This is a genomic window from Frankia sp. CcWB3 (assembly GCF_977927595.1).
The window spans coordinates 1-12094 of sequence record NZ_CDWRCK010000126.1; the positions used below are offsets into that span (position 1 = coordinate 1).

General features: G+C 71.7%; 11 protein-coding genes. 2 read left to right on the forward strand and 9 right to left on the reverse strand.

Translation table 11 applies throughout. The features are described 5' to 3' along the window. Positions 1-32: 32 nt before the first annotated feature. From dnaN to ACY5KJ_RS11470, 9 genes are all read right to left on the reverse strand, one after another. Positions 33-1286, reverse strand: a complete 1254-nt coding sequence (gene dnaN, locus ACY5KJ_RS11430) for a DNA polymerase III subunit beta (protein ID WP_462187451.1) — start codon at positions 1284-1286, stop codon at positions 33-35. Between the two features lie 175 nt (positions 1287-1461). Continuing rightward, positions 1462-2535 (reverse strand): mannose-1-phosphate guanylyltransferase, encoded by a 1074-nt coding sequence (manB, locus tag ACY5KJ_RS11435; RefSeq protein WP_462203343.1) that lies wholly within the window; start codon positions 2533-2535, stop codon positions 1462-1464. A gap of 220 nt (positions 2536-2755) precedes the next feature. Next, a complete protein-coding gene (locus ACY5KJ_RS11440; protein WP_462203344.1) occupies positions 2756-3676 on the reverse strand; it encodes a glycosyltransferase family 2 protein in 921 nt (306 codons plus the stop codon). 134 nt (positions 3677-3810) lie between these two features. Next, positions 3811-4941, reverse strand: coding sequence for a glycosyltransferase family 4 protein (locus ACY5KJ_RS11445; protein WP_462187465.1), 1131 nt, complete (start codon positions 4939-4941; stop codon positions 3811-3813). An 82-nt stretch (positions 4942-5023) separates the two neighbouring features. After that, a complete protein-coding gene (locus ACY5KJ_RS11450; RefSeq protein WP_462187457.1) occupies positions 5024-6433 on the reverse strand; it encodes a glycosyltransferase family 4 protein in 1410 nt (469 codons plus the stop codon). Positions 6434-6495: 62 nt separating this feature from the next. After that, the gene (locus ACY5KJ_RS11455; protein ID WP_462187458.1) at positions 6496-6771 is read right to left on the reverse strand and encodes a hypothetical protein; all 276 of its coding nucleotides are present in this window, start codon (positions 6769-6771) and stop codon (positions 6496-6498) included. Between the two features lie 3 nt (positions 6772-6774). Continuing rightward, entirely contained in the window at positions 6775-7488 is a 714-nt protein-coding gene (locus ACY5KJ_RS11460) for a class I SAM-dependent methyltransferase (protein ID WP_462187459.1), read from the reverse strand. Between the two features lie 151 nt (positions 7489-7639). Then, positions 7640-8863 (reverse strand): glycosyltransferase, encoded by a 1224-nt coding sequence (locus ACY5KJ_RS11465; protein ID WP_462187460.1) that lies wholly within the window; start codon positions 8861-8863, stop codon positions 7640-7642. Positions 8864-8868: 5 nt separating this feature from the next. Beyond that, positions 8869-9852 carry a glycosyltransferase family 2 protein gene (locus ACY5KJ_RS11470; protein WP_462187461.1) on the reverse strand — a complete coding sequence of 328 codons (984 nt, stop codon included), beginning with the start codon at positions 9850-9852 and terminating at the stop codon, positions 8869-8871. 214 nt (positions 9853-10066) lie between these two features. Between ACY5KJ_RS11470 and ACY5KJ_RS11475 the strand changes: the two genes are divergently transcribed. Beyond that, entirely contained in the window at positions 10067-10741 is a 675-nt protein-coding gene (locus ACY5KJ_RS11475) for an acyltransferase (RefSeq protein ID WP_462187462.1), read from the forward strand. A gap of 388 nt (positions 10742-11129) precedes the next feature. After that, positions 11130-12094, forward strand: a 965-nt coding sequence (locus ACY5KJ_RS11480) for a glycosyltransferase family 39 protein (RefSeq protein ID WP_462203345.1), incomplete at its 3' end; no start/stop codon positions are given.

Consider the following 12094-nt stretch of genomic DNA (forward strand, 5'->3'; position numbering starts at 1 on the left):
CTCCCCGGCGCGGCGACACGGCACAGGACAAGTCAGCTCCCGCCGTGGCGGATCGGCATCAGCAGGTAGCGGTAGGCGCCCTCGTCAACGGCGCCGCGGCCGCTGTCCTTGCCGGTGAGCACCGCGGGTTTCGCGGCGGCCTCGGCCGGATCGGCGTCGACGAACCCGATCGTCGCCTGATCGTCCTCGACGGCACCGAGCCCGTCCAGCAGGTAGGACGGGTTGAACAGCACCGAGAGCTCGGGACCTGCGTACTCGACCGGAATCGTCTCGCTGGCCTGTGCGCCACCGCCGTCCCCGGCCTCGGCGACGACCTGGTCGCGGGTGAACGTGAACCGCAGCGGCCCGGTGCGGGTGGCGACGACAGCCACCCGGCGGACCGCCGCGGCGAGCGCCGCGGTCTGCGCGGTGACGACGAGCGCGGCCGCCTCGGGCAGGAGCTTGCGGTAGTTGGGAAACGTCCCTTCGATGAGTCGGACGATGGTCTGCCGGCCGCCGGCGACGAGGCCGAGCCGGGCGCCGGACGGATCGTCGAGGTCCAGGCCAATCATGATGCGGGAGGCCGACGTCGGCATGCGGGCCACCTCGGCGAGAACCTTGGCGGGCACGTGCGCGAGCGCCCACGGATCGTCGACTGTCGGCTGCCAGGGTATGCCGCGTACCGCGAGCCGGTACCGGTCAGTGGCGGCGAGGGTCAGCCCGCGCCCGGAGATCTCCATCCGGACCGCGGTGAGCACGGGCATGGTCTCGTCCCGGCCGGCCGCCGGGGCGACCTGACCGACCGCGGACGCGAACCCGAGCGTGTCCACCTCACCGATCGGTCCGGGAAAGCTGGGGAGCTTCGGGTAGTCGCCCGGGTCCATTAACGGCACGGTGAAACGGACGCTGCCGCAGCGCAGGACCAGCCGGTCACCGTCGACCACGACGTCGACCGTCGTCGCGGGCAGGCTGCGCACGATGTCCGTGAGGAGCCGGCCGGGCACCAGCACCCGCCCCGGTTCGTCCACCGAGGCCGCGACCGGAGCCCGCACCGCCACCTCCGTGTCGTACGCGCAGATCGTCAGGACCGAGGCCGTGGCCGGCCCCTGGCGCGCCGCGGAACCAGGAGACGCCGCGGAACCCGACGGCAGGGGAACCGCGGCGGGCGCCGACGCCGGGGCGCCATGGCCCGCGGTGAGCAGGATGCCGGTCAGGACGTTCCGGGCCGGGCCCGGCCGGTTGGGTAGATGCCGAGCGGCCCAGCCGGTCGCGTCGGCGAACGCGTCGCGTTCCACGCTGAACCTCATGAGTGCGATTGTCCTCGGCCACGGCGCGGAATCGCCGCATTCAGCGGGCGGTGTTTGTTCCCCGTCCGTGGATGTCCGCGAGATCTCCGCCCGGACGGGCCGCAGCCGCCGCGTCGTGAGGAGAGGCGGCGGCGCTACCAGTGGTCCGCCGCCGCCCGCAACCGGTCGGCTGCGCTCAGGTGCGGTCCGAGCTGAATCGCACAGCGCCCGCCGAGAGGACGGCTCCGGGGAACACGCGCGCCCCGGACCGCAGCTCGTTGCCTCGCTCGATCCGTGCCCCGTCGCCGATGACCACCCCGTCGAGCGCGACACCGGAGCCGATCACCGCGTCCCGACCGATCACGCTGTCCCGCACGACCGCCCCGGCCTCGATGACCGCACCGTCGAACAGCACGGCACCGTCGATCGCGGCACCCGCGCCGACCCACGCACCGGTCCCGACGGTCGCCCCGCCACCGATCTTGGCGTCGGCGGCCACGACAGCACCGGGCAGCACCAGGCAGTCCCCGACCGGCCCCGGCAGCGCCGACGACGCCATCCGGCCGGTCACCAGATCGCGACTGCCCTGCACGAACGCCGCGGGAGTTCCGAGGTCGAGCCAGTAGGTGTCATCCGGGTAACCCATGACCGTCGTGCCGGCGGCCAGCAGTCCCGGGAAGGTCTCCCGCTCGACCGAGACCGGTCGTCCCGTCGGGATCGTGTCGATGACGGACCGCCGGAACACGTAGCACCCAGCGTTGATCAGATTGGTGGGCGGGTCCGGGGTCTTCTCCAGGAAGGCGGTGACGCGACCATCGTCGTCGACGGGCACGACCCCGAAGGCACGCGGGTCCACCACCCGGGTCAGATGCAGGGTGACCGCCGCGCCGGTCCCCGTGTGCCGCGCGACGAGGGCCTGGACGTCCAGACCGGCGAGGATGTCACCGTTGAAGATCACGACCGGATCGTCCGGTCCCCCGTGGAGCCGCTCGGCCACGTTGCGGATCGCGCCGCCCGTGCCCATCGGCTCGGTCTCGGTGACGTACTCCAGCTGGAGTCCGTGCGCCGAGCCGTCCCCGAAGTACTCCTCGAAGACCTCCGCCCGGTACGAGGTGGCGAGCACCACCCGGTCGATTCCCGCGTCTCGCGCGCGAGCCAGCATGTGCGCGGTGACCGGCACCCCCGCGACCGGCAACATCGGCTTCGGTGCCGACATCGTGAGCGGTCGCAGGCGGGTCCCCTGACCGCCGACAAGCATCACTGCGTCCATGGGGCGTCAGTGTCGCAGAACACGCGGTGGGCGCTGAAAACGGATCGGGGTCGGGACCATACGACGAACGGCATGCCATGGTTTCGACACGTTGCGTCGGACCGGGGTTCACCGAGCCGTCCGGATATCCCAAACATCTCGGACATCCAGGACATCCTCAACTACCAGCGACTCGGCTACCAGCGACTCGACTGCCGGCCATCGGCCGGCCGCGGTCCGCTCAGGCGCCCCGCGCGGCACCGCCCCGGGGAAGCAGATCGGCGGAACGGGTCGCCTTCGCCCCCGCGCTGTCCCGGGCGAAGATCAGCGCGAGCAGCAGCCGGACCACGAGACCGACCCCGAGCAGCAGCCGCAGCGGCGCGCGCGCGTTGCCGGGGTACTGCCGGGACAGGTAGCGGAACATGCTGCGGTGATGAGCCAGCACCATCCGCCGTGACGACCGCTTCGTCGAGTGCCCGCCGAGGTGCTCGACCACCGCGGACGGCACGTACACCGACTGCCAGGACACCTCGCCGACGCGGCGGCCGAGGTCGACGTCCTCCATGAACATGAAGTAGGACTCGTCGAACCCGCCGACCGCCTCGAACGCCTCCCGGCGCAGCAGCTGGCAGGAACCGGACAACCAGCCGGCGGTCATCTCCCGGGGGAGGCCCCGCTCCCGCCGGTAGGAGGCCGTCCACGGATTCGTCGGCCAGCACCAGCCGAACAAGGCGTGCCCCACCCCGCGGCCGAGAGAGGGCAGGTCCCGGGCCGAGGGGTAGAGCGCCCCGTCCGGATTGATGATCCCCGGGCCGAAGGCCCCGCCCCCCGGCCAGCGGTCGGCCGCGACAATCAGTTCGTCGACCGCACCGGGCGCGAAGGAGATGTCGGCATTGGAGATCACCAGCCAGGGCCCGCGGGCTCCGGCGGCACCACGGTTGACCGCGGTGCCGTAGCCGAGGTTGCGACCCGGGCGCGCCAGGCGCACCTCGGCCCGCTCGGCGGCCGCCCTCGTGCCCTCGTCGAGGTGCGGCGAGTTGTCCACCACGACGACCTCGTAGGGCCGCGTGGTCGCCTTCGCCAGCGAGTCGAGGAAGGCGCCGATCACCTCCCCGGACCGGAAGGTCACGACGACAACCCGGATCTCCGGATCCACACCCATGTCTCGCCCGCCCGTTCTCGCCCACCGCTGGTCGCCCGACACGTTCCCGTGACGACGCACGGCACCTTGCACCGAGGAGACCGTAGCGCGCCCTTTGCGGCGTTCCTCGCCCCGGGGCCGGGCCGACGGGCGCCTCAGCGCTCGGCGACCGCCCGCGCGTAGCTCGCGAGATGCGCCTCGGCGCTGGCCGCCCAGGTGAACTCCCGGGCCCGGGCGAGACCGGCCTGACCGAGCTGCCTGCGCCGCTCGGCGTCATCGAGCAGGGCGCCCATCTCCCGGGCGATCGAGCCGGCGTCCGGCTGGGTGTAGGCGACGGCATCGCCGCCGACTTCCGGCAGCGACAGGCGCGGCGTGGTGAGAACCGGGGCGCCGCAGGCCATCGCCTCCAGCACCGGCAGCCCGAAGCCCTCACCGTGCGAGGGATACGCCACCAGTGACGAACCTCCCAGATAGCCCGGCAGGTCGGAGAAGCGCAGATAACCCGGCCGGATCACCCGCAGGTGGCTCGGCACCGAGGCGACGGCGGCATCGACGTCGTCGTCCCAGCCGGAGCCGCCGGCCAGGACGAGCGCGGGCGGCTCGTCCCGCCAGTGCACCGCCTCGGCCCAGCCCCGGATGAGGTTCGGCACGTTCTTGCGCGGCTCCAGCATCCCGAGGAACGCGACGTAGCGCGAGTCGCCAAGCCCGAGCCGGCGGCGCACCCGCCGCTTGTCCTCCTCGGTCGGCGGATGGAAGGTCGACGTGTCGACGCCGTGGTAGGCGACGTCGGTGGTCGTCGGCTCCCCGTCGAGCACCCGCACCAGCTCGTCCCGGGTGGCCTTCGAGGGGACGATGATCCGGACCGCCCGGCGCACCGCGGTGCGCATCGCGGACCGGAAGAACGTGCCCTTCACCGCGGTGTGCATGTCGGGCTCGGTGAAGAAGGTGACGTCGTGAATCGTCACGCACACGGGCTGGTGCGCCCGCAACGGCATCGTGTAGTGCGGTGAATGGATGACATCGGCATTCACCTGTTCGGCGACCAGTGGCAGCCCGGTCTGTTCCCAGGCCAACCGCGCGGGCCGGTGGGCGATGGCCGCCGGCCCGGACAGAACGGTGGCGTGTGGAGCCATCCGGCTGTAGCGTTCCTCATCCGACCGTTGGCAGACGAGCGCCATGTCCGCGCCGGTCGTGCCCAGCGCCGCGACCAACCCGTCGACATAACGCCCCACGCCACCACGGTCGGCCGGGACCGAAGTGGCGTCGACGAGCACCCGGGGTCCCACGGCGCTCCCTCCCTGACGCGCCACCCGCGACGGGGTGGTCGCTTGCTTCACGGTGACCGCTTGCTTCTCAACGGGGGCAACACTACGCCCGCCCGTCGTCGGCGACGGACACGGCGGGGGAACCGCTGACTCGACGGTAGAGCGCCCACGTCGCCAGTGCTGCCCCTTTCCAGGTAAATGACCGGGCACGAAGGCGTCCAGACTCCGACAGCCGCCCCCGCAGGCCCGGATCGCCCATGACCTTCGCCACCGCGGCGCCCAGCGCGGCCGGGTCGTCCACCCCGACTACCACGGCGGCGCCCCCACCGACCTCGACCAGCGCGGGGGCATCCGAGACGATGACCGGCACACCGTGCGCCATCGCCTCGACGACCGGCAGCCCGAAGCCCTCCGACCGGCTCGGCGCGAGCAGTACGCCCGCACGGGACAGGACCACGGCGAGATCCTCGTCACTGAGCCGCCCAAGGGTGCGCACCCGGTCCGCGCCCAGACCGTGCCTGGCCGCCGCCGCGCGCACGTCCAGCCCACCCCAGCCGGTCGCGCCGACGTGGACCAACGGCAGGCCCGGATCGCCCGGTCGTCGCAGCGCCGCGAGCGCGGTGTCGAGGCCCTTACGGGGTTCGAGCGTGCCGAGGGTGAGTAGATAACGCCCTGGAGGGGGTAGCCCCATCCGCGCGGCGCGGGCGTCGGCATCGGGCGGAACCCGGACCACGGCGTCGGCGACTCCCTCCCCGATCGCGTGCAGGCGGTCTTCGGGGATCGGCAGATGCCGGGCGATCTCGGCCGCCACCGCGAGCGTCGGCACGACGATCGCGTCGGCGTGGCGTGCGGCCCGTTCGCCCATCAGCCGGTGCCACCGGACCCCGTGCGGGGTCAGGGTCTCGGGATGCGTCCAGGGAACGGCGTCGTGGATCGTCACGACGAGCTTCGGGCGCGGCCGGCGCCGGTCCAGGGCATCACCCAGGGCCGGCGCGACGGTTCCGGAGGCCCAGGAAGCCAGCGACGGACGGGGCGGCGCGCCGGAAAGTCCGGAAGGTGGAGATGAGTCCACATAACCCGGAGAGCGCCGATAATCCGGAGAACGCCGGGAGTCACCGGACCGTCGCCCGCGCCGGGACCCGGTCCGAGAACCGGTCCGGTCGTCGAGGCCGCGCAGGGCGTCCGCCACCGAACCGGTCACGAACCCCCGGGTGCCACCCGCGGGTGGCACCAGCAGGGTCGGAGCGTGAATGACGTCCACCCCTGTCGGAGCCGGGCCCACGCCACACGCCCAGGCCACGGCGAGTGCGCGGCGAGGCAGACCAAGTCGGAACGGACCGAAGACGCCGGGCAACACGGCCGGACCGACCTCCCGGCGCCCGGCACACCACCCGGTCACCCGGTCCTCGGGGGCGGCGGTGCGGGCGAGCGCCGCCGCGAGCTCGGCGGAGTAGCGCCCGGTCCCGCCAGGAACCGGCGCGAGCAGCTGCTCGACAAGGAAACCCACACGCACGGGTCACAGTCTGCCCCTGCCTCCTCCATTCCCGGACAGCCGGGGCCGGTGGGCCGGCGGGGTCAGCGGCCGCAGGCGCGCAGGGCCGCGAGTGCCATCACGGCGCAGGAGATCCCGCCGACCAGGTATCCCCAGCCCCGATGGCCGAAGAGCGCGAACCCGGCACCCATCCCGGCCACGATCAGCCCGAACAGCAGCACGGTCAGGACGACGGCGAGGATGCGCTGGTTACGCAGGGAGGTGGGGGGCGGCGGCGGGCCCGTCCGCGGCCCGTGCTCCGGCTGCCGGCGCGGTTCACGGCCGGGGCCCGGGCGTGCCGACCGGCCGGCGGACGCCATCGTTCAGCCCTCCCGTTTGCGGGCGTGGGTGAGTACGACGCTGCCCGCGGTGTCGGGAGCCCGCCGGTCCGACAGGGCGACGGCCGGCGAGAGCACGGCCGCGGCGTTCCATCCCGTCCTGCCGCCCTTGGCGGACAAGGTCAGGTAGAGCCGCTCGGCGCGTTCGCTGCGGAACATGTACGTCTGCCGAATGACCTCGAGCCCGACATCGTCGAGCAGCTTGGCGAGATGGTCGCCGGAATAGGTGTGCCTGACGTGGTAGCACTCGCGGTGCCGGTCGAACAGATCCGGCCAGGACGCCGCCCGGGTGAGGGCGTCGGCAGACATCACCAGGTCGCCACCCGGACGCAGCACCCGCGCCATCTCGGCAAGCGCGGCCGGCCCATCGTCGAAGTGCTCGATGGCGCAGACCGACATGACGACGTCGAACGTGGCCGCGGCGAACGGCAGTGCCAAGGCGTCCCCCTCGACGAGCCCGGGATGCCCGCGCAGCCGGCGACCGAACTGCAGCTTGTGCCGGGCGAGGTCGAGGCACACCGCCCGAGCCCCGCGACGGACGGCCTGGCCGGCCCAGTAGCCGTCACCGCCGGCCACATCGAGCAGGGTGCGCCCGGCCAGTTCCCCCGCCCACGACAGCAGGGTGCCGACCTCCCGGCGACGCATGACATGTACCTGATGGCCCACGAAGGCGAGGGCGTCGTCCCGCACCGGGCTCACAGGTCGGCCCCGCCCATCCGGTCAGCCCGGCCCATCCGGTCAGCCTTGCTCATTCCAGTCCGCCTTCCGAGTCCACGATTCACGCGTGGTCCACGATCCAGGGATGGGCCGTGACCCATGGATGGGCCGTGACTCGCGCATACGCCACGGCTCAGGTGTGCCCAAGCGCGCCCAACGTCACATCAAGGTAACGCTCCCACGCCCCGTCGATGTCCGGCGGTATGACCTTCGAGCGCAGCCCGGCGAGCACGCCGGGCTCGTAGAGCCGCCGCAGCGCCACCGCCAGCGCCTCCGCGTCGTCGGGCGGCACGAGTAGACCGTCCACGCCGTCGCGGACCGTGGTGGCGAGTGTTCCCATCGTGGTCGCCACGACCGGCACGCCGTGCAGGTGCGCGAGATCGACGTTCTGCGACGCCGTTCCGGCCCGGTAGGGAAGCACCAGGGCGTCGGCACCGGCAAACAGCGCGGGCACCTCCGCCGCGTCGACATAGCCCGACCGCAGGTCCACCCGGGTGGCCAGGCCGAGCTCCTCGACCAGCCGGGCGGTCTCCCCCGTCCCGCCCCAGAACTCGCCGGCGACGGTGAGACGAACGTCCGCCGGCCCGCGGGCCAACGCCCGCAGCAGGACGTCCAGTCCCTTGTACGGCCGCACCAGCCCGAAGAACAGCAGATTGCGCCGGGTGACGTCGGCGGATGGCCCACCGCGGCCGGCCACCGGCCCGGGCGGCGAGGACGGCAGACCCGAGGAGGACGGACCCGAGGACGGCAGACGCGAGGACCACAGGTGCGTGGCCATCTCGGCCACCAGGACCGGAGCAGGGGTGAGGCACGCGGCGAGCTCCGCCTGGGCCGGCGTGTGGACGAGAACAGCCGACGACCGGCGCAGCACCGCACTGGTCAGCGGTTCGTCCACGGCCCGGCGCTCGTGCGGCAGGACGTTGTGGCAGAGTGCCACGACCGTGGGACCCGCGCCTCCGGAACCCGCTCGCCCGGAACCCGTGCCCCGGCCGCGCAGCCCCCGGGCCCGCAGCCCCGGGGCCCGCAGTGCGCCGAGGACGCCCAGGTAGGCCGGAGCCTGCACGGGGGTGACGACGACCAGGATCACCGCGTCGGCCTGCCGCCGCAGGCGCCTGCCGAGCCGGATCCACCCATCCGGTCTGCGCCACGACAACGGGTAGCGGGTGACCTCGAACGGCTCCATCTCGGGCTCGGTGACGCGCTGCACGCCGGGATAGAGCCGCGCGGGGTATTGCGCCGACCAGGACTCGACCGCCACCTCGTGGCCCCGCGCCGACAGCCGGTGCGCAAGCTCGGTGGTGTGCTGCGCGATCCCCCCCTTGTAGGGATGGGTCGGACCGACGATCGCGATGCGCACGCCGGTCAGGTGTCGCTGCGCGAGCGGGCCACCAGATCGCCGATCAACGCCAGCACGACGATCTGGAAGCCGACCAGAATCGCCAGCAGCGTCGACGTCGCCACATGGAAGTCGTAGCGGATCACGTCCACGATCAGCTTGACAAAACCCAAACCCATGATCCACAGGGCGACCGGCATGAGAACCTTGATCGGATCGAAGTACATCACCATCCGCAGCACCTGAAGGATGTAACGCCGCGCGTCCCGGAAGGGATGGAACTTCGACGTTCCGGACCGTTTTGCGTAATCAATCGGGAGGTAATCCACCGGATGCTGGTTCGACAGGAAGGACATCGTGATCGTGGTGACGCAGGAGAAACCGGGGGGCAGTAGCCGCAGATAGGGCAGGGAAACGTCCCGGCGGAAGGCGCGAAGCCCGGAGTTGAGGTCGGGAATCTTCATGCCGGACAGCCGCTGGGCGATTATCCGGATGAACCATTTCGCCGGCACCCGGGCCCACTTGTGAGTGCCCTCCTCGGTGCGGCGCGCCCCGACGACCTGGTCGACGTCGAGGTTGTCGTCCAGGTAACGGACGAACTCCGGGATGCGCTCGTTCGGGTACGTCATGTCGGCGTCGGTCCAGACGACGATCTTGCCGCGGGCCTCCTGGGTCCCGATCCGGCGGGCCGTGCCGGAACCACCGTTGCGGCGGAACGGCATCACCCGCATGCACGGGAACCGCGGGGCCACCTCGCGCAGCACCGCGAGCGTGTTGTCGGTCGACTTGTCGTCAATCGCCAAGACTTCGTAGGAGTAACCGCTCGCGTCCATCGCGGCGGTGATGCGCTCGAGTTCGAGCACCACATGGTCCTGCTCGTTGTAGCAGGGCAGCACGATGGTCACGTAAGGGGTGTCCGGACCGGCGGCAGCGACGCCGTCCCCGGAAGCCGCCCGCACTGGGGTGCCGGCCTGCGGATGTTCAGGTCGGTGGATGGCGCTGACACTCACGTCGGTGTGGCTCCCGGTCGTCGTTCCGGCCCAGCGGCGTCCCGGGCCGGCGTCCTGGCGGCCCGACGTCGTCAGTTCCCGCCCCGATCGCCGGTCCGTGGCGATGGTGCACGCTCCGTCGAGGGCTCGCGCACGACTCTAGAGTGGCATGCCCGCCCCGGCGAGCCGACAGCCGGGCGGTCCCGGCCACCGGGGCAGCGCCTACTGTTGCTCCGTGGGTGCGTTCAGAAGTGATCTGCGGGAGTATGTGCGGCACGTTCGTTCGCTGTGGGCGGCGCAGGAGACCTCGGCCCGCTCGTTCGTGGCCGGGCTGCGTTACCCGCTCGCGTACAGGCAACCGATCTGGACCGGTTCCCCCACCGTGATCGAAGGCCGGGAACGCATCGAGTTCGCCGAGGGCGCAGCGCTACGGGTGGGGCTCGGCGCGTTCGGACTGTCGACCCGGCGCGACACCTCGATCATCCGGGTGCATCCCGAGGGCCGCCTGCGCTGCGAAGGTGTCGTGTCGCTGCAGCGGGGCGTGCGGATCGTCGTCGACTCGGGCGTACTGGAACTCGGCCCCGGGGCGAACATCAACGGGTTCGCCAAGATCCTCGTGCGCGAACGCGTCTCGATCGGCGCCTGCTGCAACGTCTCGTGGGACACCCAGCTACTCGACAACGACTTCCATCCGATGGTCGTCGACGGCGTGGAGCAGCCGATGAGCGGGCCGATCGTGCTGGAGGACCGGGCCTGGATCGGCACGGGGGCTATCGTGCTCAAGGGCGTGACGATCGGCGAGAGCGCCGTCGTCGCCGCGGGCTCGGTGGTGACCCGGGACGTGCCGCCCAAGGCCGTCGCCGCCGGATCCCCCGCGAAGATCGTCGGCCACATCGACTCCTGGCGCTGATCCGGCGCCCGGATCGCGCGCTCCGGACGTCGGGCCGCGGAGCTGTCCGCGTGCCACGCGGACAGCTCCGCGGCCACGCCTAAAACCGGAATCTTCGCCTCGCCCAAATCCGACAGATCCTGCTATTCGACAGATCCTGCTATCCGTGCTATCCGGCGGACTTTGCATCCGGATAGCCGAAGGCATCCGCCTCGATCCCCCGATTCAATAACGGTGAACCAGCCCTCGAGCGGTCACGATGATGGTTGCAGGCTGTGACACCGCCGGTCCGGGAACACCGCGACAACGGTCTGGACACCAGCCCGGAAGCACCCGCACCACCGTGCGCGACCAGGGCTGACTGGAGGAGGGCACCCATGATGCCGACGGGGAATCGGGGGTCCGTAGCATGACTCCACCTTCGTCCGATGGGACTCTGCCACTCGTGGGTGACTCTGTGGATTCGACCGCAACGGCCCGCGCCGACGCCAAGGCCGGCGGAGACGTGTTCCCGATGGGGACGCGCTTCCGGCCGTGGGGGATTCTCCGCACCACCCCTGCGGCCATCTGGGTGATCACTCTGCTCTTCACCGCGCTGCTGGCCGGCTGGTCGGTGATGATGCCGCAATACCATGCGCCCGACGAACCGAACCACGTGGACGCTGTGATGCGGCTCGTCGAGGGCAAGGGCTGGCCGCATCCGGGCCGTGCGATCGTGACGCAAGGTGGCGTAGGGGCGATCATGGCCGCCCCCTACGGATCCGAGGAGCGGCCCCGCGACCTGTCAGCCGGCCCGTTCACCGCGGCCGACGCCGTCCCCCGCCACGATCGTCCCAGCTGGGAGGAGTTGGACCGGATGCCGGCGCCGAAGGGCGGCATCCAGCAGCTCGTGCAGCATCCCCCGCTGTACTACTGGGTTGACGCCATGATTCTCAAGGCCGTCCCCGGCGGTGGCGACCACCTGCGCTGGGACGAGATCATCGGGATCCTGCGCCTGGTCAGCGTGGCAATGGTCGCGCCGTTGCCGTTGCTCGCCTGGGCCGGGGCGAACCGGCTCAGCGGTGGCAGCCGGGTGGCGGGGATCTGTGCCGCCCTGGTACCACTCGGGATCCCCCAGCTCACCCACATCGGATCCAGCGTCAACAACGACAACCTGCTGGTTCTGACCAGCGGCCTGGCCACGGTCTCGATCGTCTACGTGCTGCGCGGGGACACCTCCCTGCGCACCGCGTCCTGGACGGGGGTCTTCGTCGGCCTCGCCCTTCTGACGAAGTCACTGGCGATCATGCTGGTCCCCATGGCGGCGCTGGCCTACCTCGTCGCCTGGGGCCGGGCCCGACGCGACGCCCGGGCTCCGTGGGCGCGGGGACCAGC

Excerpts from the sequence above, each read along its gene's own strand:
- dnaN (WP_462187451.1), bottom strand. The coding sequence starts at position 1,286 with ATGAGGTTCAGCGTGGAACGCGACGCGTTCGCCGACGCGACCGGCTGG.
- manB (WP_462203343.1), bottom strand. The coding sequence starts at position 2,535 with ATGGACGCAGTGATGCTTGTCGGCGGTCAGGGGACCCGCCTGCGACCG.
- ACY5KJ_RS11440 (WP_462203344.1), bottom strand. The coding sequence starts at position 3,676 with ATGGGTGTGGATCCGGAGATCCGGGTTGTCGTCGTGACCTTCCGGTCC.
- ACY5KJ_RS11455 (WP_462187458.1), bottom strand. The coding sequence starts at position 6,771 with ATGGCGTCCGCCGGCCGGTCGGCACGCCCGGGCCCCGGCCGTGAACCG.